21 protein-coding genes and 1 tRNA gene are annotated in these 21,925 nt (G+C 72.6%); 9 read left to right on the top strand and 13 right to left on the bottom strand.

Going from position 1 to position 21,925, the window contains the following annotated elements; translation table 11 throughout:
- Nucleotides 1-173: 173 nt before the first annotated feature.
- Nucleotides 174-1,805: a dolichyl-phosphate-mannose--protein mannosyltransferase gene (locus ACFQRF_RS02865; RefSeq protein ID WP_379868536.1), complete on the top strand. Its 1,632-nt coding sequence runs from the start codon at nt 174-176 to the stop codon at nt 1,803-1,805.
- Nucleotides 1,806-2,096: 291 nt separating this feature from the next.
- Nucleotides 2,097-2,300, top strand: a complete 204-nt coding sequence (locus ACFQRF_RS02860; protein ID WP_379868535.1) for a cold-shock protein — start codon at nt 2,097-2,099, stop codon at nt 2,298-2,300.
- Between the two features lie 92 nt (nt 2,301-2,392).
- Here ACFQRF_RS02860 and ACFQRF_RS02855 read toward each other — a convergent pair whose 3' ends face one another.
- Entirely contained in the window at nt 2,393-3,277 is an 885-nt protein-coding gene (locus tag ACFQRF_RS02855) for an ion transporter (RefSeq protein WP_379868533.1), read from the bottom strand.
- A 200-nt stretch (nt 3,278-3,477) separates the two neighbouring features.
- On the opposite strand from ACFQRF_RS02855, the gene ACFQRF_RS02850 reads away from it, so the two are divergent.
- Together ACFQRF_RS02850 and ACFQRF_RS02845 are read left to right on the top strand one after the other, a co-directional pair.
- Nucleotides 3,478-4,311 carry a phosphatase PAP2 family protein gene (locus tag ACFQRF_RS02850; RefSeq protein ID WP_379868531.1) on the top strand — a complete coding sequence of 278 codons (834 nt, stop codon included), beginning with the start codon at nt 3,478-3,480 and terminating at the stop codon, nt 4,309-4,311.
- Nucleotides 4,312-4,391: 80 nt separating this feature from the next.
- On the top strand, nt 4,392-4,706 hold the full coding sequence (locus ACFQRF_RS02845; protein ID WP_379868530.1) for a sec-independent translocase: 315 nt from the start codon (nt 4,392-4,394) through the stop codon (nt 4,704-4,706).
- Between the two features lie 58 nt (nt 4,707-4,764).
- On the opposite strand, the gene ACFQRF_RS02840 is transcribed toward ACFQRF_RS02845, so the two are convergent.
- From ACFQRF_RS02840 to xylA, 3 genes are all read right to left on the bottom strand, one after another.
- Nucleotides 4,765-5,376, bottom strand: coding sequence for a hypothetical protein (locus ACFQRF_RS02840; RefSeq protein ID WP_379868528.1), 612 nt, complete (start codon nt 5,374-5,376; stop codon nt 4,765-4,767).
- Nucleotides 5,377-5,680: 304 nt separating this feature from the next.
- Nucleotides 5,681-7,303 (bottom strand): alkaline phosphatase D family protein, encoded by a 1,623-nt coding sequence (locus ACFQRF_RS02835; RefSeq protein ID WP_379868527.1) that lies wholly within the window; start codon nt 7,301-7,303, stop codon nt 5,681-5,683.
- 235 nt (nt 7,304-7,538) lie between these two features.
- Complete coding sequence (xylA, locus tag ACFQRF_RS02830) at nt 7,539-8,696, bottom strand: xylose isomerase (protein ID WP_379868525.1); 1,158 nt, start codon at nt 8,694-8,696, stop codon at nt 7,539-7,541.
- Nucleotides 8,697-9,191: 495 nt separating this feature from the next.
- On the opposite strand from xylA, the gene ACFQRF_RS02825 reads away from it, so the two are divergent.
- Nucleotides 9,192-10,556 carry an ROK family transcriptional regulator gene (locus ACFQRF_RS02825; protein WP_379868524.1) on the top strand — a complete coding sequence of 455 codons (1,365 nt, stop codon included), beginning with the start codon at nt 9,192-9,194 and terminating at the stop codon, nt 10,554-10,556.
- Nucleotides 10,557-10,705: 149 nt separating this feature from the next.
- On the opposite strand, the gene ACFQRF_RS02820 is transcribed toward ACFQRF_RS02825, so the two are convergent.
- From ACFQRF_RS02820 to galU, 8 genes are all read right to left on the bottom strand, one after another.
- A complete protein-coding gene (locus tag ACFQRF_RS02820) occupies nt 10,706-10,897 on the bottom strand; it encodes a hypothetical protein (RefSeq protein WP_379868522.1) in 192 nt (63 codons plus the stop codon).
- 480 nt (nt 10,898-11,377) lie between these two features.
- Nucleotides 11,378-11,451: transfer RNA gene (locus ACFQRF_RS02815), tRNA-Ala, on the bottom strand.
- 61 nt (nt 11,452-11,512) lie between these two features.
- A complete protein-coding gene (locus tag ACFQRF_RS02810) occupies nt 11,513-12,310 on the bottom strand; it encodes a hypothetical protein (RefSeq protein ID WP_379868520.1) in 798 nt (265 codons plus the stop codon).
- A 495-nt stretch (nt 12,311-12,805) separates the two neighbouring features.
- Nucleotides 12,806-13,501, bottom strand: a complete 696-nt coding sequence (locus ACFQRF_RS02805; RefSeq protein ID WP_379868519.1) for a GNAT family N-acetyltransferase — start codon at nt 13,499-13,501, stop codon at nt 12,806-12,808.
- Nucleotides 13,502-13,800: 299 nt separating this feature from the next.
- The gene (locus ACFQRF_RS02800) at nt 13,801-14,340 is read right to left on the bottom strand and encodes a MogA/MoaB family molybdenum cofactor biosynthesis protein (protein WP_379868517.1); all 540 of its coding nucleotides are present in this window, start codon (nt 14,338-14,340) and stop codon (nt 13,801-13,803) included.
- Entirely contained in the window at nt 14,337-14,825 is a 489-nt protein-coding gene (moaC, locus tag ACFQRF_RS02795) for a cyclic pyranopterin monophosphate synthase MoaC (RefSeq protein ID WP_379868515.1), read from the bottom strand. Before moaC ends, ACFQRF_RS02800 begins: the two co-directional genes overlap by 4 nt.
- Before the next feature lie 75 nt (nt 14,826-14,900).
- Complete coding sequence (gene glp / locus ACFQRF_RS02790) at nt 14,901-16,136, bottom strand: molybdotransferase-like divisome protein Glp (RefSeq protein WP_379868513.1); 1,236 nt, start codon at nt 16,134-16,136, stop codon at nt 14,901-14,903.
- Nucleotides 16,137-16,328: 192 nt separating this feature from the next.
- Nucleotides 16,329-17,255: a UTP--glucose-1-phosphate uridylyltransferase GalU gene (gene galU, locus ACFQRF_RS02785; RefSeq protein WP_379868511.1), complete on the bottom strand. Its 927-nt coding sequence runs from the start codon at nt 17,253-17,255 to the stop codon at nt 16,329-16,331.
- 216 nt (nt 17,256-17,471) lie between these two features.
- Between galU and ACFQRF_RS02780 the strand changes: the two genes are divergently transcribed.
- The 4 genes from ACFQRF_RS02780 to ACFQRF_RS02765 all read left to right on the top strand — a co-directional run bounded on the left by ACFQRF_RS02780 (nt 17,472) and on the right by ACFQRF_RS02765 (nt 20,474).
- Nucleotides 17,472-18,065: a 5-formyltetrahydrofolate cyclo-ligase gene (locus ACFQRF_RS02780; RefSeq protein ID WP_379868509.1), complete on the top strand. Its 594-nt coding sequence runs from the start codon at nt 17,472-17,474 to the stop codon at nt 18,063-18,065.
- Nucleotides 18,066-18,309: 244 nt separating this feature from the next.
- Nucleotides 18,310-18,645, top strand: a complete 336-nt coding sequence (locus ACFQRF_RS02775; protein ID WP_379868508.1) for an FmdB family zinc ribbon protein — start codon at nt 18,310-18,312, stop codon at nt 18,643-18,645.
- Between the two features lie 624 nt (nt 18,646-19,269).
- Nucleotides 19,270-19,932: an SAF domain-containing protein gene (locus ACFQRF_RS02770; RefSeq protein ID WP_379868506.1), complete on the top strand. Its 663-nt coding sequence runs from the start codon at nt 19,270-19,272 to the stop codon at nt 19,930-19,932.
- Between the two features lie 125 nt (nt 19,933-20,057).
- Nucleotides 20,058-20,474: an MscL family protein gene (locus ACFQRF_RS02765; RefSeq protein ID WP_379868504.1), complete on the top strand. Its 417-nt coding sequence runs from the start codon at nt 20,058-20,060 to the stop codon at nt 20,472-20,474.
- Nucleotides 20,475-20,532: 58 nt separating this feature from the next.
- Here the strand turns inward: ACFQRF_RS02765 and ACFQRF_RS02760 are convergent, their stop codons facing one another.
- Nucleotides 20,533-21,654, bottom strand: coding sequence for a D-alanyl-D-alanine carboxypeptidase family protein (locus ACFQRF_RS02760; protein WP_379868502.1), 1,122 nt, complete (start codon nt 21,652-21,654; stop codon nt 20,533-20,535).
- Nucleotides 21,655-21,925: the final 271 nt, after the last annotated feature.

The raw sequence follows: 21,925 nt of genomic DNA, 5'->3' as shown, positions 1-21,925 counted from the left end.
TTCGGCGCGTTACGGTGGGTGGCAGCCTCCGGGGCGGGAACGGAAGACCCGTTCTTCCGCGTCGGGGGACGGACCGCCCACCGGGCTCCGACCGCCGCGCGCGGTCCCGGGTCCCCGAGATGATCTCCGCGCGCGTCCGCGCCGCCGACACTCCCCGATCTAGTATGGCCGCGATGTCCACCACAGCCCCTTCCCCCGGCCGCACGCCGGAGTCAGCCGCCGCCTCGACCATGCGCGCGCGGCTGGCGCCGCCGATGCCCCGTCCCGCCTGGATCGGCTGGCTGGGCGCGCTGCTCGTGGCGGTCTTCGCCGGTGCCCTGCGGTTCATCCGCCTGGGCGAGCCGGCCGAGATCTACTTCGACGAGACCTACTACGCCAAGGACGCGTTCGCGCTGCGCACGTTCGGTGTGGAGCACGAGACGGTCGACAACGCCGACGCCATGCTGGCCCAGGGCGTGCACGACATCTGGACGGGCACCGGCGACTTCGTCGTGCACCCGCCGGTGGCCAAGTGGATGATCGCCTTCGGCGACCTCCTGTGGGGGCTGCTGCCGTTCGGGGAGTCGATGTCGCCGACCGGCTGGCGGGTGGCGGCCGCGTTCGTCGGCGCGCTGTCCGTGCTGCTGCTGGCGCGCATCGCGACCCGGATGACGCGTTCGGCGCTGCTCGGCTGCTCCGCCGGCCTGATCATGGCGCTGGACGGCCTGCACTTCACCATGAGCCGCATCGCCATGGTGGACATCTTCCTCACCTTCTGGATCCTCGCCGGATTCGGCTGCCTGGTGCTGGACCGGGACCGGACCCGGGCCCGGCTGGCCGGCCTCGCCGACTCCGGACGGGCGTCGGTGGGCTGGCTGGGCGTGCGGTGGTGGCGGCTGGCCGCCGGTGTGTGCCTGGGCCTGGCGTGCGGGACGAAGTGGTCGGCGCTGCTCTACGTGGCGGTGTTCGGGCTGCTCACGGTGGCCTGGGACTACGGCGCGCGGCGCAGCGTGGGCCAGCGCCGGGTGGCCGGGCGCTGGTTCCTCATCGACGCGGTCCCGGCGTTCTTCCAGGTCGTCGGGGTGGGTGCGGTGACCTACCTGGCCACGTGGACGGGCTGGCTGCTCAGCCCGATCGGCTGGGGCCGGCAGTGGGCGGCCGAGCACACCACCGGATTGTGGGCGGAACTCCCGGCTCCGGTGCTCGCCGTGGTGAACCCGCTGCGCAGCCTGGTCCACTACCACGCTGAGATGTTCGCGTTCCACGAGGGCCTGTCGGCCGCGCACGACTACGCGTCGCGTCCGTGGGACTGGATCATCATGCGGATGCCGGTGGCGTTCTACTACGACGGCGACGACCCGGGCTGCGGCGCCGCCGACTGCTCCAGCGCGATCCTGGGCATCGGGTCGCCGGCCGTGTGGTGGCTGTCGATCGTCGCCTGCCTGGTGATGCTGGGCTGGTGGGTGACCTACCGCGACTGGCGGGCCGGCGCCGTGCTGCTCGGGGTGGCGGCGGGCTGGCTGCCGTGGTTCGCCTTCCCCGACCGCACGATGTTCGTCTTCTACGCGCTGCCGATGCTGCCGTTCCTGGTGCTGGCCCTGGTGCTGTCGCTCGGGCTGGCCATGGGACCGGGTCCCGCGGATCCGCTCTTCTCTCCGCGCCGCCGGATCGCCGGGGGCGTGCTGTACGGCGTGGTGATGCTGCTCGTGGTGGCGAACTTCGGCTACCTGTACCCGGTGCTGAGCGCCGAGGTGATCCCGTACGAGCAGTGGGCGGACCGGATGTGGTTCGACACCTGGATCTTCGGTAACGCGACACCGGAGTAGCCGCGGCACGGCACCGGGGAACTCGGGGATCTCTCCCGGGAGACCCGGGCGCAATGCCGTGAAATGTCGGCGTTTCCTCCACGATTTTCCTCGGCTGAAACCCTCGGCAACCCCGTGACCCGGCTGGTAGTTTGGGGAGCGGTTGCGGTTGTAGTTTCCATGGATGCCTCAGGCGCCTCGCGGAACTTCACGTGGGCGCTGGTTCGATGGGCGGAAACTCCCGGGGATGGGCGCTCAGCAGCCCGAGACCAGCAGGGTGCGGTCTCGTTGTAGTCCCCAAAGGGAGAGCAGATGGCTCAGGGCACCGTGAAGTGGTTCAACTCTGAGAAGGGTTTCGGGTTCATCGCTGTTGAAGGCGGCGGCCCGGACGTGTTCGTTCACTACTCGGCGATCGCGGGTACCGGCTTCCGGAACCTGGAAGAGAACCAGTCGGTCGAGTTCGAGATCACGCAGGGACCGAAGGGCCCGCAGGCGTCCGACGTGCGCCCGGTCTAACGTTCGCTGTATCGTTTCTCGGCCCTTCGCCCGGCGTCCGGGCGGAGGGCTTTTCGTTTCCGTGGCGTCCGGGGCCCGATGTCCGCGGCGGCTCAGCGGCCGGCGGACGCCGGCGGGTCCGTGGTGGCCCGCGCGGCATCGTCCGGCCCGTTATCCCCCGCGTTACCCGACAGCCGTCTCACCTCGGCGGCGAGCCGCGCCACCTCGTCCGTCAGCGCGGTCAGCCGCAGCATGACCGCCTCGTGCTGGCGCAGTTCGAGCTCCTGGTCCTCCTCCCACCGCTCGGCGCTGACCTCCTGCTCCATGGAGGTGACGATGACGCCGATGATGAGGTTGAGCACGATGAACGCGCTGACCACGATGAACCCGACGAAGAACACCCACGCGTACGGCGCCTCCTCGATCACCGAGTCGGAGATGTCCGGCCAGTTCTCGGTGGTCAGCAGCATGAACAGCGTGTACAGGGTGGTGCCCAGGTCACCGAAGTAGTCCGGTGAGATGTCCTCGAACAGGCTCTCGCCGAGCACCGCCGAGGTGTACATGATCACGAAGAGCAGCCCGATGACGGTTCCCAGGCCCGGAACCGAGCGGAACAGCGCCCCGACGATCTCCCGCATCTGCGGGATCACGCTGATGAGCCGCAGCAGCCGCAGGACCCGGAGCAGCCGCAGCACCGAGAAGCCGCCGGTGACCGGTATCACCGCGATCCCGATCACGAACAGGTCGAACCAGTTCCACGGGTCGCGGAAGAACGCCAGGCGGTAGGCGAACAGCCGCAGGAGGAGCTCGACGACGAAGAGCGCCACGAACACCCGGTCGGCCAGCGCGAAGTAGTGCCCGTACCGGCCGAACACGTCCTCATAGGTCTCCATCCCGAGCGAGACGCCGTTGAGCACGATCACCGCGATGACCGCGTTCTGGAACCACCGCGCCTCGACCATCGCCCGCACCTGCTCGCGCGGCGTGCCTTCTCCCACAGTTCCCCTCCGTACCGGCTGCTCCGCTGCCCGGATCCGAACCTCGCCACCCTAACGTTGCGCGGTCCCGTGCCTCCGTAGCGGTGTGCGCCTGCGGGGGCGGCGCGGCGGTCGCTCCGGGGGTGTCCCCGATGCCCCGGAGCCCACCCGCCGGGGACCTTAAGCTGGAACGGTTCGGCCGACCAAGGGGGACCCGGACAGTGACGTTCCGCAACGCTACGTCCGCAGCCGGCTGGTGGCGCCCGCACGTTCTGGGGCTGGCCGTCGCCACGGCCGCGCTCGCCGCCGTCACCTGGCAGGTGGTGTCCGGCGGCCCGCTCACCGTGCTCGACTGGCCGGTGCACGAGGTCGTGGACGCCCGTCAGCCCACCGGGGCGCCGCTGGCGCTCTGCGTGGCGGTCGCCCGGCTCGGCCAGCGCTGGCTCACCGCGCCGGTGCTGCTGGGTCTCGCCGCCTGGGTGAGCTGGCGGCGGCGCGACCGGCGGCCACTGCTGGCCGCGGCCACCGGCCTGGCCTCGCTGGCGGTGGCGGGCACCCTGCTGAAGGTCGCCGTCGGCCGCACCCCGCCGGTGGTGGGCCTGGACGCCGTCAGCCCCGGCCTGGAGAACGTGGCCGCCTGGCTGGCCGCCGTGCTCTCTCCGGGCGGACCGCCCTACGACGGCTTCGTCTCCTTCCCCTCCGGTCACACCGCCAACGCCGCCCTCACCTACCCGCTGCTCGCCTGGCTGCTGTTCGGGCGCAACGGCCGGTGGCCCGACCCGCGAGCGCTGCGGTGGGCGCTGGCCGGCGCGGCGGTTCCGGTCCTCGCCGTCGGTGTGATGATGACGGTGCTCGACTACCACTGGGCGAGCGAGGCGCTGGGCGGCTGGGCGCTGGGCATCGCGGTGGCGCTGCTGGGCAGGCTCGCTCTGGGGCCGGGAGACACCGGTGCCGTGCCGCCCGGAATCGCGCCGCCGACCGGCCGCCGCGTCCCGGCCGACGCCGGATTCCCCGGCCCCACCGGCCCCGCCGCGCGGTCCGCCGATCCCCCCTGAGCCGCTGTGTCCCGCCGCCGGGATACCGGCTACCCTGCTATCGGCGCAGACAGGCAAGCCAGTCCCCTGGAGGAGTGCGCATGTTCAACATCGGGGGGTGGGAGATCATCACCCTCGCGCTGCTCGCGCTCCTGATCTTCGGGCCGGAGCAGCTTCCCAAGGCCGCGCAGCAGGCCGGCCGCATGCTGCGGCAGCTGCGCCGTATGGCCGACAGCGCCAAGAACGACATCCAGGAGGGGCTGGGGCCGGAGTTCCGGGACTTCGACGTCCAGGACCTGAACCCCAAGCGATTCGTGCAGAAACACTTCTGGGAGGAAGAGGAGGAGGCGGCGCCCCGGCGGGCCACCGCGCAGCTGAACGGCCGTCGGCCGCCTTTCGACGACGAGGCCACCTGAGCCCGCCGGTCCCGCGCTCCGGCCGGGTGCCGGGGCGATCGCACGGGTGCCATGAGCCTCATCCGAACATCAGCACGAGGAAGAGCAGCAGCGCGAGCGTGATCAGGGAGCCGACGATCACCACCGCCGAGCCCGCGGTCAGCGCCAGCACCTCGGCGGTGAGCGTGCCGGCCACGGCCGCGAACGCCCATGGCCAGCGAGGTTTGGGCTCCCACCCGTAGCGGTGCTCACGGTGGACGCTAACCAGCGCGGCCACTCCGACCAGCGCCCAGAACACCACGTGTTCGGCGAACCGCACGGCGGTGGAGACGTACTCGGCCGACCCCGCCGCCACCATCACGAACAGCACCGTGCCGGTGGCCAGACCCCAGAACCCGTTGCGGCGCTCCTGGACGATCGGCTTCAGCCGGGCCGGGGTCAGCCGCCGCAGTGGGGGATGCGCGGGTTCCGGCGGCCGGGCCGGATCGCCGGGGCCGCCGTGGTGGCCCGAAGGACCGTCCACGCGGGTGGTCGCTTCGTCCTGCCTCGGCCAGTTGTCGGCGGTGTGCCGCGGCCACACCTCGGTGGGGGCGGCGTCGTCGGAGTCGGCCCCGCCGGGCCGCCAGAGGCCGGCGGCCGGATCCGGCCACGAATCCGGCGCGCCCGGATCATCGGGACGTCCGCGGTCCACCCCGCACCACCCGCTTCCCGCGTGTGACGGCCGCCGCCCGCGCGGCCCTCGGCTCGCCGGTGCCGCGGCCGGGCCGGAGGGACGGTGGGACGGCGGTCCGCCCGCTCCGCCGTTGTCTCGCACAGGAACATGACCCGTTCCGGGGACGGCGAACCGTCGTTCGGCCGCCTCGAAAGGGACATCTGGCGGTCACGCCAGCCCGGCACCGCCCCCTGTCAAGCGCGGAAGGCGGGGCGGCCGGGTGCCGCTGGCCACACCGTCGCGCCGCGTCCGCCGGACCGCCCGGCGGACGCGGGCGGGGCCGTCAGGCCAGCGGCTGCTCCTGCGGTGTCCGCCTCGGCAGCGCCATCTCGCCGGCGGGGATGGTGTAGCGGGCGAGCGTCTCGACGCCCGCTCCCGGCCGGGTCACGTACGGCAGGATCCGGAAGTCGGCGGTGAGGCTCTCGCGGGTGGCCTCGCAGCGCAGGTAGCCCCGCCGGGCGTTGTACAGCCGCACGTGCGGGTTCTGCAGCCAGATCGGCGCCAGGTCGTCGCTGGCCGAGCCGTCGCGGTCGGAGCTGATCGAACTGCCCACGAGCTCCACCCCGACGGTCCGGGAGTCCGGGTCGTCGAAGTCGGCCTTGATCTCGGCGGCCACGCTGCGGTGGATGTCGCCGGTGAGCACCACGAAGTTGCGGATCTTGGCCTGCCGGACCGCTGAGAGCACCCGGTCCCGGCAGGCCGGGAAGCCGTCCCACTGGTCGTTGCTGTACAGCCGCCCGGACCCCAGATCGCGGTCGATCTGCGCCATCACCACCTGGTTGGCCAGCAGGTTCCAGCGGGCCCGGGAGCCGCGGAGGGCGCCGGTCAGCCACCGCTCCTGGCCGCGGCCGAGGATGCTGCGGGCCGGATCACGGCGTTCGGGAGCGTCATCGATCACCCGGCCGGCCGGATAGCCGTCGCGGTACTGCCGGGTATCGAGCACGTGGACGTCGGCGAGTCTGCCGTACCGCAGGGTCCGGTACATGCGGACGGAAGGCCCGCTGGGCGTCTGGACGGAGCGCAGCGGCAGGTTCTCGTAGAAGACCTGGTAGGCGGCGGCCCGGCGGGCCAGGAACTCGCGCTTGGGCACGCCGTACTGCGACTCCGCGTTGGCGTAGTTGTTCTCGACCTCGTGGTCGTCCCAGGTGACGACCCAGGGGGCGGCGGCGTGCGCGGCCTGCAGGTCGGGGTCGGTCTTGGTCAGGGAGTAACGGAGCCGGAACTGCTCCAGGGTGGTGACCTTCACGCTGTGCTCATCGCCGAGGTCGGCCTGGCGCTCCAGGTTGTCGCCGGCGATGATGCCGTACTCGTAGATGTAGTCGCCGAGGAAGAAGAGCACGTCGAGATCGTCGGCCGCCATGTGCCGGTAGGCGGTGTAGTAGCCGTGGTACCACGCCTGGCAGGAGGCCGTGGCGAAGCGCAGCCGGCCCACCCCGGAGTCGTGGGCCGGGGCGGTTCTCGTCCGGCCCACGGGGCTGGTGAAGCCGCCGACCCGGAACCGGTAGTAGTAGTCGCGCCACGGCTGCAGGCCGCTGATCTCGGGGTGGACGGAGTGGCCGAGTTCGGGGGTGGCGACGGCCGAGCCGCGCCGCACGATCCGGGTGAACCGCTCGTCCTCGGCCACCTCGTAGCGCACCTTGATGTCCTTCTTCGGCATCCCGCCGCGGCCGTCCGGCGCGAGGGGACGCATGGCGAGGCGGGTCCACAGGACCACACCGTCAGGCGAGGGGTCGCCGGAGGCGACACCGAGGGTGAACGGGTCGGCGGGGAGCGATTCGGCGGCGTGCACCGGGGTGGGACTGGTTCCCAGACCGAGGAGGAAGGCGGTGGCGCTGACGCCGGTGAGGTTGAGGAATGTGCGGCGACTGGCACCGTGCAGCACGGCGCCCGCGGTGAACTCGGACACGGAGTGGTCCCTCCCGACTGTCACGTGTCACAGACGATGCACCATTCTGCGGGCAGATGTGCACGTAATGTAATCAGGCGCGCACAGAGGGATGACAAAGAAACGAACGTTCGTCGGTTTCGGTGGACGGTGACCGGTTCACCGGGTCCGGCCACGGCGGCGCCCCGCCCGGGCCCCAAGGCGGCCGGTGGCGGGGCCGGACCGAGACGGCCCGCCCCCGCCACCGGCCCGCGGCTCACCGCACGCCGAACAGATGGTCGAGCGCGAGCTGGTCCAGGCGCTCGAAGTGGTAGCCGCGCCGCCCGACCTCGTCGAGGTCGATCTCCTCGGCCATCAGGTCGGCCAGCGTCTCCTTGGCACCCAGCGTGGGCTCGGCCAGCTCGGCGACCCGGGCGGCGGCGAGCGCGTCGGCCACTTCGGGGTCGGCCCGGAAGGCCGCGGCCTTCTCCTTCAGGATCAGGTAGTTGCGCATGCAGGCGGCGGCGGAGGCCCAGACGCCGTCCATGTCCTCGGTGCGCGGCGGCTTGAAGTCGAAGTGCCGGGGCCCGTCGTACCCGGCGCGCTCCAGCAGGTCGACCAGGAAGAACGCCTCCTTGACGTCCCCGGCGCCGAACCGCAGGTCCTGGTCGTACTTCACGCCGCGCTGGCCGTTGAGGTCGATGTGGAAGAGCTTGCCGTGCCACAGCGCCTGCGCCACACCGTGCGCGAAGTTCAGCCCGGCCATCTGCTCGTGGCCCACCTCGGGGTTGAGGCCCACCATCTCGGGGTGCTCCAGCTCGGCGATGAAGGCGAGCGCGTGCCCGACCGTGGGCAGCAGGATGTCCCCGCGCGGCTCGTTGGGCTTGGGCTCGATGGCGAACCGCAGGTCGTAGCCGCGGTCCCGCACGTACCCGCACAGAATGTCGAACGCCTCGCGCAGCCGGTCGAGGGCAGCCCGGTGGTCCTTGGCGGCCTCGCTCTCGGCGCCGTCCTGGCCGCCCCAGCAGACGTAGGTGCGGGCGCCCAGCTCCGCCGCGAGGTCGATGTTGCGGATCACCTTGCGGATCGCGTGCCGCCGGACGTCCCGGCTGTTGGAGGTGAACCCGCCGTCCCGGAACACCGGGTGGCCGAACAGGTTGGTGGTGACCATGGGGACGGCCAGCCCGGTGTCGTCCAGAGCATGGCGGAACCGGGCGAGGACGGCGTCGCGGGTCGCGGCGTCGCTGCCCGGCGGGATCAGGTCGTCGTCGTGGAAGGAGACGCCGTAGGCGCCCAGTTCGGCGAGCCGGTACACGGCGTCGGCCCCGTCGAGCGGCGGGCGCACCGGTTCGCCGAACGTGTTGACGCCCCGCCATCCGACGGTCCACAGGCCGAAACTGAACTTGTCCTCGGGCGCGGGCTGGTAGTTGCTCAACGGACGCCTTCCCTCCTGCTCTCGGGAGCGGCCGATCGGGCCGCCCCGCCGGTTCCGGGTGCCCCGCACCGCTCCGGCCGGTGGGCCTTCCCGGGAAGGGCCACGACGGCGCCGAAGCCGGCGGGCGCGGGGGTGGCCTCGCGGACCCGCGCGCCGGGCTCCGTCCGCCGGTCCGGCGGCCTGCCGGGACGCGCGGAACGGCCCCCGCCGCGCAGGAACCAGGTGTCCGGGGTGGCGACGTCCACCTCTGCCGCGAGCGGCATTGCTCCTCCACGGGACGGGGGCCGCAGGCCGTGCGTGGCCTGGGTCACCCAATTAGTTTGATGTCTGAACTAAAGTTGGTCAATACCCCGCTGCCACGGCGGCTTACCCTGGGTCCACCGCCCGGTACGCGGCGGCCCGGCCCGCCCGGGCGGGCACCGGACGAGCGAGAACGGGACGGACGACAGCGTGCTTGGCGGATCTGCGGCGGGTGGACCGGCCGATTTCCAGACCGTGCGCGAGAGCAACCTCGGCCTGGTGCTGCGCGCCGTCCGTGAGAACGCCCCGTGCTCCCGCGCGGACGTCGCGGCCGTGACCGGGCTGACCAAGGCGACCGTGTCCAGCCTGGTGGCGGACCTGATGGCGCACGGCCTGGTGCGCGAGACCGGTGCCGCTCCCGAGCGCCGGGTCGGCCGCCCCGGGGTCATGCTGGCGCTGGACGGGCGGCGGATCGCGGCCGTCGGGCTGGAGGTGAACGTCGACTACCTGACCGTGGTCGCCGTGGACCTGATGGAGCGGGAGCTGCTCAGCCGGCAGGTTCCGTTCGACGCCGGGGCCGCCGGCGACTCTTCCCGCTCCGCAGCCGCTCGGGACGATTCCCGCTCTGCAGCCGCTCGGGCTGAACCCCGCTCCGCAGCCGCTCGGCCCGATCCCCGCTCCGCAGCCGCTCGGCCCGATCCCCGCTCCGCAGCCGCTCGGGCTGAACCCGCCACCGAGCGCCTTGCCGCGCTGGTACGGGAGACGCTCGCCGACCCGCTGCTGAGCGGTCGGACCGTCCTGGGCATCAGCGTGGCGGTCCCCGGGCTCGTCGATTCCCCCGCCGGTGTGGTGACCGACGCCCCCAACCTGCGGTGGAGCGGGTTTCCGCTGCGGGACCGGCTGCGGGCGCTGCTGGACGCGGCCGGCCTGGGCGCACTGCCGCTGCTGGTGGACAACGACGCCAACCTCGGCGCGGTCGCCGAGTACCGGAGCGGCCATCTCGCGCACACGCCCGACCTGGTGTATCTCACCGGCGAGGTGGGCATCGGGGCCGGGGTTCTGGTGAACGGCCGGCCGCTCCGCGGCTCCCGGGGGTTCGGCGGGGAGATCGGGCACATCCCGCTGGCGCGGCGGCCGCGGTGCGGCTGTGGGCGGTACGGGTGTCTGGAGGCCCTGGCCGGCGTGCAGGCGATCGTGCGGCGGACGGTCCCCGACCTCGTCCCGGCGGGCCCCGTCACGGGGTCGCTGGTGGCCACCGCGGTCGCCGCCACCGTCGAGCGGGCGCGTGCCGGGGACGCCGACGTCCTGCACGCGCTGAGCCGCGCCGGCGGCTGGCTCGGCCGTGGCGTCGCGACGGTGGTCAACCTGCTGAACCCGCGGGCGGTGCTCTTGGGCGGCTACTTCGTCCCGCTGGCGCCCTGGCTGCTGCCGCCCTGCACGGCCGAACTCGACGCGCACGTGATCGCGCCGGACCGCGGAGGCTGCCAGGTGGCGGCGTCCACGCTGGGCCTCACCGCCGCCGCGCGCGGCGGCGCCGCAGCCCTGGTCGATGCCCTGGACACCGGCCGGCTGCCGCTCCCTCCACCGCTCCCGCCCACGACGGCGGGGACGACGCCGTGAGGGGCCGGGCCTGGCCGCCGGAACGTCATGCGGGACGGCGGCCACCCGGCGGGGCGGTGCTCGAAGATCTCGGGGAGACGGCCCGGGGGCGCCCGGTCACTTGGGGGGTGGCCGGGCGCCGGGGTGATGGCCGAGGTTCCGGCGGGCGACTAGCGGACGGTGTCGCCGGCCTTCTCCTCAGCGGCGCTCAGCACCCAGTCCACGACCGTGGTCGACGTCTGGGTGATCTCCTCGGACAGGTACCAGATCCAGCCCGGGGAGAAGGTGGTGAGGGAGCCGGAGTCCTCCGCGGATGCCGGGAGCGCCGATCCCAGCAGCGCGGCGGCCGAGATGGCCGTCACGGCACAGATCTTCTTGAGCACACTACTCCTTTCGCTCGTAACGCGAGCCCATCCCCGCGCTACACGATGACTTACCAGTCACGGAGCACACAAGGGGCAAATCCGGTCAATCATGGCGATTGTCACCATATTGGAATATCAGCTTCAACTTACCAAAATTCTCATTAATGGAATATGACGGGTTGCCACTACAAGACCAGCACCCCACCACTGACCTGCGCCGACGCGCGGCAGACGTGTCTCGCGACACTCTGCCACCAGCGGATCGCCACTCCGGCCACTCCCGCCCCCCGTACCGCAGTCCGGTCACCGGGTGAATGCGCCGCCATTCCGTGAAGGTTCTGCTCCGTAGGCGGAATATCGCCCGCCGTGACCGCCGATTCGGCAGCCACCGCCCCGGAAGGGAGCACCGGACGTCATGCGACCGGGAATACAGAAAGGCCATTTCCGAAAATCGGAAATGGCCTCTCAGTGTCGCGGTGGAGCTGAGGGGATTTGAACCCCTGACCCCCTCGATGCGAACGAGGTGCGCTACCGGACTGCGCTACAGCCCCGCAAGGACGTCTAAAGACTAGCAGCTCCTCGCCCGTACTCGAAACGGACGAGGAGCCCGGCTCAGTCCCCCGCCGCGCGCAGGTGGGCGTCGGCGTACTGGTCGTACACCTGGTCGCGCTTGGCGGCCAGCTCGACGATCTCGGCCTCGCGGGCGGCCGCGGCCGCCTCGCGGCGGGCCCGCGCCTCCTCGTGCCGGCGACGGCGCTCCAGGTCGGCGGCCAGGCGCTCGGCGTCGGCCTTGGCGGCCTCGCGCAGCAGCAGCAGGTGACCGAAGAGCAGCACCGCGGGAGGCACCAGGACCCACCATGGGCCATACCCCAGGGCGACCGCGACGCCGGTGGCGGCGAGAAGGGTGGTGAGGCCGACCGTGCGGCGGCGCCGGCGGGCGATGAAGCGGGACCGTGGGGCGGGCGGCGCGGTGAGGCCGGCCTGCTCCGCGGCCATCTCCTCATCGAGATCGTCCGCGGGGTCGTCCGCACGCACGTCGTCCTCGGGCCCCGGCTCGTCGTCCGGCAGGGGCTCGCCGGCCGCCTCGGCGGTGCCGGCCGCGTTCTCCCGGGCCGGCCGCTCGTCGGCCGCGCGGGCCGAACGGGCCACGGCCGAGGTCACGTAGTCGGCACCGTAGGAGAGCACCTGGGTCTTCTGGATGTCAGGGCTGCCGTTCTCGGCCTCGTCGTCCACGTCGTCCACATCAGAGAAGGTCGGCGCCCCGTCCGCGTCGTCCGCCTCGGCGGCTCCGCGTCGTCCGGAGCGGCGCGGTCCGGGCAGCGGGTCGCCGGCGTCGCGACGCAGCAGCATCGGCACCAGCACGATCGCCCAGACCACCACAATGGCCAAATACAGAGGAGAGCTACTCATCGCCCCTCCTCGCACCGCCGACCACAGGACATTCGCAGACGCGCCGGCGACGCGGTGGCGAGTACCCGGCTCAGGGGCGAAGGCGTTCCGGCGGTTCGGTCGGATTCACCGACAGGGCGTCTTTTCCGCCCGACGCACCGCTCGTCATGCCTCTGCTCCCATGCGCCGTATGTACCTGTTGCCTGCATCGTGGATGCGTCTACGTTCCGCACCGTACGACCCGGTGTCCGAGAATGCGCAGTATTCGGGCCGGAGTGTCGTGAGATCGCAGTCTTTCCTCTTCCTCAGATGGGCTCTCCGTCATGAGAAACGCAGGTCAAAACGGGAAATACGTACCGTGAAACCTGAAAAACGGAGAGTAGTAATACGTCTCCACCCAAGGTCCGCGCGCCATGCGGGTCTCGGCGATTATCCCGCGAACGATCGCGCGCCGGTAGCCCTTTGCCGACCTCGGGCCGGACCCGGTACTCCCGCCGCGGCGTCCGCCGCGGGACGTCACTGGCGCTCGGACCAGGGGCCCGCCGCCCCCGGGGCCGGTCCCCCCGGCGCGGGGTCGTCGTCGGCCGAGCCGCCGGACGCCCCATGGGACCGGGCTTCCCGCCACCGCGCGAGCAGGCCGCGCGGCACCTCCTCCACGGTGAGGGCGTAGCAGATGTGGTCCCGCCACGCGCCGTCGATGTGCAACTGCCGCCGACGGATCCCCTCCTCGCGGAAACCGAGCTTCTCCACCACGCGCCGGCTGGCCCGGTTTTCGGGCCGGATGTTGGCCTCGATCCGGTGCAGCCCCACGGTGAAGAAGCAGTGGTCCACGGCGATCGCCACCGCCGTGGGGGTCACCCCACGCCCCGCGTAGGCGCTGTCGATCCAGTAGCCCACCTGGGCCGACCGCGCCGAGCCCCACACGATGGCGCCGATGGTGAGCTGCCCGACGAATCGCCCGTCATAGGTCACCGCCCAGGGGAAGGCGATGCCCTGCCGGGCCTCCCGCCGGATGGCCTGCACCATGGCCAGGTAGGGCGCAACGCTCCCGGTCTGCAGCGGCATCTCGGGATACGTCGGCTCCCACGGGCGCAGCCAGTCGGCATTGCGCTCCCGTGTCTCGCGCAGTGCCGCGGCATCGCGGAGCCGCAGCGGCCGCAGGCCGACCGGTCCCTCGGCGAGGGATACCGGCCAGCCTCGAATCCGGTTCACTGCCTTCCCTCCGCCGCCGATGCCAGCCACCGTCACGAGATGTGGAGCGCCCGGCTCGACGACCGGCGATCAGCCGGCCACGCGGGCCGTTGCCGCCCAGTATCCCACTCCACGCGAAAGGTACGGGGCGCCGAACGTCCATCAGACCCCTATTTCGGACAAATCGAACAGCAGAAATCCGGCGCCCGGTTCGGCCGGTCCTGGCGGACCTCCGGCGTCCCCCGGCCATCCAGGGACCGATACCCGCGAACGCCGGGGTGCCGGGGCCGCCGGACGGCGCGGGCCCGCCCCTCGGGTCCTCAGCCCGCTCCGGCCGCCGGGCGCGGGTGATCCCCGCCACGAAGCTGGTCCAGGGCGTGGCCGAGCACCGGACCGAGCACCGCCATCCCGTCCCGGACCCCGCCACGGGAGCCCGGCAGGTTGACGACCAGCATCCGATGCCCCGCCAGCTCCGCCACGCCCGCCAGACCACGCGACAGCATCGCCGACGGGACGCCCTTGTCGCGGCCGGCCGCCCGCATCGCCTCGGCGATCCCCGGTATCTCGTAGGCGAGCAGCGGCCGGGTCATCTCCGGTGTCGCATCGCCCGGGTTCACCCCGGTGCCGCCCGTGGTGACCGCGACGTCGTAGCCGTGCCCCAGCGCCCGCCGCAGCGCGTCCGCGACCGGCTCGCCGTCCGGGACCACCCACGGTCCGTCGACCGTGCAGCCCGCGCCGGCGAGCAGCTCGGCCAGCAGCGGACCGGAGGTGTCGGCGTAGACCCCGGCCGCGGCCCGGTTGGAGACCGTGATGACGACCGCGCTGCGGGCGGGCGGGCCCGCCTCCCCCGCCCCGCTCACCGCGGCCTGCTCCAGTGGCCGGTCCGGCCGCCGGTCTTCTCCTCGACGCGGACGTCGGTGACCACCGCCGCAGGGTCGATCGCCTTGACCATGTCCACCAGCCCGAGCGCCGCCGTCATGACGCAGGTGAGCGCCTCCATCTCGACGCCGGTCCGGTCGGCGGTGCGCACCGTCGCGGAGATGGCGACGCCCTCGTCGACCACCTCGACCGCCACGTCCACGCCGTGCACCGCGATCGGGTGGCACAGCGGCACCAGATCCGGGGTGCGCTTGGCGCCCTGGATGCCGGCCAGCCGTGCCACGGCGAGCGCGTCCCCCTTCGGCACCTCCCCGGCACGCAGGGCGGCCACCGCCTCGGCGGCCAGCAGCACCCGCCCGGTGGCGGTCGCGGTGCGCGCGGTCACCTCCTTGGCGGAGACGTCCACCATGCGGGCGGCGCCGGACGGGTCGAGGTGCGGAAAGGCGGGCGGATGGCTGTCGGACATGAATGGCTCTCCAGACGGGGACCTGACGGTCCGACGTTACGCAATCACCGGAACCGCCGCACGCCGGAGGGACGGCTACGGGGTTCCCGGGAGCCGCAGCACCTCGGCGACATCGCCCTCCGCCAGCTCGGTGACCTCCTCGGGGACCACCAGCAGCGCGTTGGCCTCGGCGAGCGCCGACAACTGGTGCGATCCCTGCCGCGTGGCCGGGCGCACCGCGTAGCCGGGGCCGTCCGCGCTCCGGTCGTACTCCAGCGTCGCCCGCAGGAAGGACCGGCGGCCCGGCGGAGACGACGGGACGGGCGCCAGCAGCCGGGCCCGCACGGTCGGCAGCGGCTCCGGCGGCATGCCGCGCAACCGGCGGAGCACCGGCAGCACGAACAGGTGGAAGGACACGAAGGCGCTGACCGGGTTGCCGGGCAGCGTGATGATCGGCGTGGCCGGATCTCCGATGGTGCCGAACCCCTGCGGCATCCCCGGCTGCATGGCGACCTTCTCGAACCGGACCGTGCCCAGCCGGGCCAGCGCCTCCTTGACGACGTCGTAGGCGCCCATGCTCACCCCGCCGGTGGTGATGACGAGGTCCGCCCGTACCAGCAGGTCGTCCAGGGTGCCGAGCACCGTGGCGGGATCGTCCGCGACGAAGCCGTGCCGGTACGCCACGCATCCGGCGTCCAGCACCGCCGCGGCGAGCATGTAGCTGTTGGACTCCCAGATCTGGCCGGGGCCGATCGGCTCACCGGGCTCCACCAGTTCGGCGCCGGTGGACAGCACCACCACGCGCGGCCGGGGACGCACCGGCACGGCCTTGCGCCCGACCGCGGCGAGGACCGCCGCCTCGGCGGCCCCGATCCGCACACCACCGCGCAGGACCCGGGTGCCCTTCTCGACGTCCTCTCCGGCCCGGCGCACCGCGTTGCCGGTCCGCACCGGCCGGTGCACGGCGACCCGCGCCACGCCCCCGTCGGTCCACTCCACGGGCACCACGGCGGTGGCTCCGGCCGGCATGGGCGCGCCGGTCATGATGCGGGCGCACATCCCGGACCGGATCGCGTAGGCGCCGGGGTCGCCGGCCGCGATGTCGGCGACCACGGGGAGCTCCACCGGCAGGTCGGGGGACGCGGCGGCGACGTCCTGCGCCACCACGGCGTAACCGTCCATGGAGGAGTTGTCGAAGGCGGGCAGCGACACGGTCGACGTGACGGACTCGGCGAGGACCGTGCCGTGCGCGCGGACGAGGTCGAGTTCGATCGGCGCCAGCGGTTCGACGAGTTCCAGCACGTCGGAGACGTGCCGCTCCACGCTCTTCATCGGGCATCCTCCGTGGACGGCCCCGCCGTCCGGCGGGGAGGGGCGGACCTTCCTGCGGAGCCGCGCGTCCGGTCGCCGGCCGGTTCCGCGACCGGACGCGCTTCCCCACCGGTGCGCCGGCCTGCGGCCAACGTACCGGGGCCGGCTCGCTGCCGCCGCCCGCACCGCCCGCGTGCCGGATCCCGGTGGCCGCTAGCCGAGCGCGATGTCCCGTTTCGCGACGAACTCGTGCAGCCAGGGCAGGAAGTCCCCGGCGAGGTCCGGCCGGTCGCAGGCGAACTCCACCACGGTGCGCAGGTAGTCGAGCTTGTTGCCGGTGTCGTAACGCTGGCCGCGGAAGAGCACCCCGTGCACGGGTCCGCCCTCGTCCGGCCCGCGATGCGCGAGTTCGCGCAGCGCGTCGGTCAGCTGGATCTCGCCACCGCGGCCGGGCGGGGTCTCCCGCAGGACGTCGAACACCTCCGGGTCGCAGATGTAGCGGCCGATGATGGCCCACCGGCTCGGCGCCTGGTCGGCCGGCGGCTTCTCGACGAGATCGGTGACGGTGACGACGTCGTCCTCGCCCGTCGGCTCGATGGCGGCGCAGCCGTACAGCGACACCTGCTCGGGTTCGACCTCCATGAGCGCCACGACGCTGCCGCCGTAGGTGGCGCGCACCTCGATCATGCGGCGCAGCAGTGCGTCCCGCTCGCCGATGAGGTCGTCGCCGAGCAGCACCGCGAACGGTTCGGCGCCCACGTGCCCGGCCGCGCACAGCACCGCGTGCCCGAGACCGCGGGGCTCGCCCTGCCGCACGTAGTGGACCTGTGCCAGCTCGCTGGAGGCACGCACCGCGTTCAGGCGTTCGGTGTCGTCCTTGGCCCGCAGCGCCTCCTCCAGCTCGTAGGCGCGGTCGAAGTGATCCTCGATCGAGCGCTTGCTGCGTCCAGTGATCATGAGGACGTCGGCGAGCCCCGCCGACACCGCCTCCTCGACGACGTACTGGATCGCCGGCTTGTCGACGATCGGCAGCATCTCCTTGGGCGTCGCCTTGGTCGCGGGCAGGAAGCGGGTCCCGAGACCGGCGGCGGGAACGACGGCTTTGGTGACGGGGGCCGGGGCACGATGCGTATCTGCCATGTCGGCACTTTAGGCCAATGGTCGGTGGCGAATTGCGCGGCGCGCGCGTTCTGAGCCTGATCTCTCATATGTGGTGCCGCTCCACGCGACAAATCATCGCGGACATTCATATTCCGTTCCCCGGATTCTCATCTCCGCGTCGGCTGGCCGTCCGCGGCTCCGAGCTCTGACGGCGCCGCGGCGGCCGGACGCGGCGCCGGCTGCCAGACTGCTGACATGGACGTCGTTGGGGCGAAGCGCGAAATGCGCCGGCGCATCCTGGCCGCGCGCCGGGAGATGCCCGCGGAGCGGCGGGACCGGGCGGGATCGGCGATCCGGGACGCGCTGCTGGCCATGCCGGAGCTGACGATGGGCGGGACGGTGGCCGCCTACTACTCGGTGGGCACCGAGCCCGACACCCGGCGGCTGGTCGCGGCGCTGTGGAAGCACGGCTGCTACGTGCTGCTGCCGGTGTTGCTGCCCGGGGGCGACCTCGATTGGGCCGGGTACGACGGCCCCGACTCTCTCGCACCGGCCGGTCACGGCCTACTGGAGCCGACCGGGCCGCGCTACGGCCCCGACGCGGTGCGGCGGGCGGCCGCCGTGGTCTGCCCCGCGCTCGCGGTGGACGAGGCCGGGCGGCGGCTGGGCCGCGGGGCGGGCTGCTACGACCGGGTGCTGGCGCGCGTCGGCCCGCACACGTTGACGATCGCCGTGATTTACGACACAGAGGTGGTCCGCGAACTTCCTGCGGAGCCGCACGACCGGCCGGTGCGCGGCGTGGTCACCCCCGGCGGCGGGGTGCGAATGCTCCGCCCCGCGCGCGGCTGAGCCCCTCGATGCCCCCGGGCCGCGACCGGCCGCGGCCCGCTCCGCGCTCGCGGGACGGCGGGGCCGCACTCCCACCGGGAGCCGACGCGGAACATCCGGGGCGCGCCGCGTGTTCTCCGTCCGACGGCGCGAGCGGCACCAGCAGGAACAGCGCCCATCCGTCCCCCGTGCCTGTGTCGCGGCCGGCTACCCGAGCGCGTACTATTTAGCAGTCGATGGGCGAGAGTGCCAGCAAGGAGGATCCGTGCCTACGTACCAGTACGCATGCACCGAGTGCGACGCCCAGATGGAGGTCGTGCAGAGCTTCAGCGACGACGCGCTGACCGTGTGCCCGGAGTGCCAGGGCAGGCTCCGCAAGGTGTACTCCGCCGTGGGCATCGTCTTCAAGGGCTCCGGCTTCTACCGCACCGACAGCGGCTCCAGCTCCAACAGCTCCGCCATCACCGGCTCGTCCGGCAATGGCGACGGCTCCAAGAGCGAGGGGTCGAAGAGCACCGCCAAGAGCGAGTCCAAGAGCGAGTCCTCCTCGACGAACGGCTCCTCCGGCGGCTCGGACAGCTCCGCCGCCAAGGTCGCCTGACGGCGGACCGGCATCCGGAGCGGCCACCGGCCGGCCGGAGCACTCGTCCATCACGCCCGGGAGCCCGGGCAGCAGCGCACCGCGCCTTCGACCGGGGGCCGGCCCTCCCACGGGCCGGCCCCCGGTCGTCTGTCCGGCTCACTTGGCCACGGTGGCCGACGGAGCGGTGAACCGCCGAGCGAACGCAACCGGCACCGCCACCCGCCGCAGACCCCCCTCGCGGGGCCGGTGGAGCCGAGCGAGGCGGCGAACGCGACCAGGAGTGCGGAGCGGTGAGCCGCCGAGCGAGCGCAACCGGCGCCGCCACCGGCCGCAGGCCCGCTCTCGCGGGGCCGGTGGAGCCGAGCGAGGCGGCGAACGCGACCAGGAGTGCGGAACGGTGAGCCACCGAGCGAACGCAACCGGCACCGCCACCGGCCGCAGGCCCGCTCTCGCGGAACCGGTGGAGCCGAGCGAGGCGGCGAACGCGACCAGGAGTGCAGAGCGGTGAGCCACCGAACGAGCCCAACCAGCACCGCCACCCGCCGCAGACCCCCCTCGCGGACCCAGTAGAGCGAGCAAGACGACGAACATGCCTGTGGACAACTCCGCGCCGTCCCGTCCGCCGTCGCCTACCGTGCGGGCATGAACCCGAACGCGGCGCGGCGCGGACCGGCCCGCGCACACCGGCTGGCGGCGGCACTGGCCCGCTGGCGGCGTCCGCTCGGTGCGGTGTGCGCCGCCCTCGCGGTCGCCGGCGCGGTGCTGTCGCTCCGGCCGCCCGCTCCCCCGACCATCGACGTCCTGGTCGCCGCGCGCGACCTCACCGCCTTGGAGCCGCTCGGGCGCGGCGACACCGCCCGGCGCGCGGTCCCCCGAGACACCGCGCCCACCGGCGCGCTCACGCCCGCCGACGATCCACTGGGAGCCGCACTCACCGCGCCGATGCGCCGGGGTGAAATCCTCACCACCGCCCGGATCGCCGACCCACCGGCGGCGCCCTACGGTGCCGGCATGGTGGCGGCGCCGGTGCGGGTCGCCGACCCCGGCGCGGTGGCGCTGCTGCGGCCGGGCAGCCGGGTCGACGTCCTCGCCGCGGCACAGGACCCGCTCGCCGCGGAGTTCGGCGCCGCGGCGGCGCCCGCCGAGCTCGTGGTCCGCGACCGTCCGGTGATCGCCGTGCCGGGCGCCGAACCCGCCGACGGCGAATCCGGTGCGCTGCTCCTGCTCGCCGTCACCGAGGAGGAGTCGAGAACCCTGGCCGGCCGGGCGGTCGCCGACCGGCTCTCCATCACGATCCGCGGCTGACCGCTAACCTTTCGTGGTGCCGCGCCGGTCCGCACTCCGGGGCGGTGCCGTTCCGCAGCGGGCACCCGCACCCCCGTGCGTCCACCCACCCCAGGTGCCCGCCCGACCACGTCGATGGGGGTCCCATGAGTGGATTCAAGAAGTTCCTGCTCCAGGGCAACCTGGTGCAACTGGCGGTGGCCGTCGTCATCGGCGCCGTCTTCTCCAACCTGATCACGGCGTTCACCGAGGGCTTCATCACCCCACTGCTGGGCGTCTTCGGTGGCATTCCCGAGTTCGGCGGTCTGTACTTCGAGGTCAACGGGAGCCGCTTCCTCTACGGGCAGTTCGTCGACGCGCTGGTCTCGTTCCTGCTGACCGCGACCATCCTGTACTTCTGCATCGTGCTGCCCATGACGAAGGTCCTGGAGCGGTTCGGCAGGGAGGAGGAGGCGGCCACCCGCACCTGCCCCGAGTGCCGCAGCGAGATCAACCGGGAGGCGACCCGTTGCCCGCACTGCACCTCCCAGGTGGAGCCGGAGGTCCCTGCGATGACGTCCTAGGGTCCGGGCGGGGCCGTCCGCGCGCGGTCACCGGACGGCCCGCTGTCCCGGCCGCGGCTCACTGGCCGGCGGCGGCCTCGTACTCCCAGTGCCACGGTTCGAACGGGCTGGAGTAGGCCCACTGTGGATGGAACCAGCCGTATGTTCGGGAGTTGGCCTCCAGCCAGTTGAACTCGGGTGAGCCCTGGTTCTGCACGCCGCCGCACATGTCCACCGCGAGCCCCCAGCCGTGGTTGCTGGTGCCGGGCACGGCGGCGTTGCCCGGAGGCTGCTCCACATAGACCCGCTGCTGGTTGGCCAGGTCGCGGTAGGAGCTGGTGAGGCAGATCTCCTTGCCGAAGTTCTCGGTGAACGCCTCGTTCATCATCAGGAAGTCCACGGCGGCGTCGGCGCGAAGGAAGTGCCCGCTCTCGTGCAGCTCGCACAGCGCGTTCTGCGGAACCAGCCCGTTCGGGTAGCCGGCCGCGGCCTCGCCCGCCGTGGGGTCGCATTCCACCCCGGCCATGTAGGCGTCCACGGACAGGCCGCGGGCCTCCAGCTCGTTGGTGAGGCGCTCGGTGCTCTCCTCGGACTGCTGGCGCAGCTCCTCCAGGTCGGCGGCCAGCTCCACCCGCTCCAGCTGCGTCTGCGCCTGCAGTTCCTGCGCCGCGGTGGTGAGCTCGGTCTGCTGCTCCCGCAGGTTGTTGGCCTCGGCCAGCATCGCGTCCTGGTCCTCGGACAGCTTGACCACGTGCGACTCGGCCCGCAGGTCCGCGTCGATCGTGTCGGAGGTCATCAGCCCCATCACACCGACGTCGGGCTGCTTGTACAGCGTGCTGGCCAGCTGGGCGAGCGGCACCCGCATCTCGGAGAGCTGAAGCTCCGTCTGCTGCAGCTCGTGCAGCGTCTGGACGAGCTCCTCCTGCGCGCTCTCCAGGGCCTCCTCGCGTTCGGTGTAGGCCTCGGTGGCCTCTTCCAGTTCGTCGCGCGCCTGCTCGGCCTCCTGCTTGAGGGTGTCGAGGTCCACGTCAGCGGCCGCCTGATCGGTGAGCGGCGCCATGAGCACCTGCGTCCCCGCGAACAGGGAGAGCACCAGCACGATCACCAGGCCGGCGGTGAACCGGGACCGCCTCGGGCCGGCCGCGGCCACACTTCTCGGCACGCGGGGCACCGGCCGCGGCGAATCGAGAATGAACGGCACGTGGATCCTCCGGCTGCCTCTCGGTCATTGGCGTGGCCGCATCGCAACGTACTACACGCGTACATCGGGGGCGCGGTCACGTGGTCGACCGAACACGTAGTGCGAGAGCGCTCCTCGTCGGCCGCCTCGGCCGGCCGTACGGTCGCTCCGCGCATCAGCTGATCAGGGGCCGCCAGCGTCATCCGGTCGGCTTCGGTGGGGGAAGGCCGCACCACACGCGTCACGCCAGTGTGACGCATGCCACCCAGAAACAATGACAACCCTTCGGCAA

Origin of the sequence: Marinactinospora rubrisoli (genome assembly GCF_042664915.1) — a bacterium.
GTDB lineage: Bacteria > Actinomycetota > Actinomycetes > Streptosporangiales > Streptosporangiaceae > Marinitenerispora > Marinitenerispora rubrisoli.
Note: the sequence above shows the minus strand (reverse complement) of the source record. Positions and strands in the feature narration are given on the sequence as shown.

Excerpts from the sequence above, each read along its gene's own strand:
- ACFQRF_RS02845 (WP_379868530.1), top strand. The coding sequence starts at position 4,392 with ATGTTCAACATCGGGGGGTGGGAGATCATCACCCTCGCGCTGCTCGCG.
- galU (WP_379868511.1), bottom strand. The coding sequence starts at position 17,255 with ATGGCAGATACGCATCGTGCCCCGGCCCCCGTCACCAAAGCCGTCGTT.
- ACFQRF_RS02810 (WP_379868520.1), bottom strand. The coding sequence starts at position 12,310 with ATGAGTAGCTCTCCTCTGTATTTGGCCATTGTGGTGGTCTGGGCGATC.
- ACFQRF_RS02770 (WP_379868506.1), top strand. The coding sequence starts at position 19,270 with ATGAACCCGAACGCGGCGCGGCGCGGACCGGCCCGCGCACACCGGCTG.
- ACFQRF_RS02780 (WP_379868509.1), top strand. The coding sequence starts at position 17,472 with ATGGACGTCGTTGGGGCGAAGCGCGAAATGCGCCGGCGCATCCTGGCC.
- ACFQRF_RS02860 (WP_379868535.1), top strand. The coding sequence starts at position 2,097 with ATGGCTCAGGGCACCGTGAAGTGGTTCAACTCTGAGAAGGGTTTCGGG.
- moaC (WP_379868515.1), bottom strand. The coding sequence starts at position 14,825 with ATGTCCGACAGCCATCCGCCCGCCTTTCCGCACCTCGACCCGTCCGGC.
- ACFQRF_RS02765 (WP_379868504.1), top strand. The coding sequence starts at position 20,058 with ATGAGTGGATTCAAGAAGTTCCTGCTCCAGGGCAACCTGGTGCAACTG.
- ACFQRF_RS02865 (WP_379868536.1), top strand. The coding sequence starts at position 174 with ATGTCCACCACAGCCCCTTCCCCCGGCCGCACGCCGGAGTCAGCCGCC.
- glp (WP_379868513.1), bottom strand. The coding sequence starts at position 16,136 with ATGAAGAGCGTGGAGCGGCACGTCTCCGACGTGCTGGAACTCGTCGAA.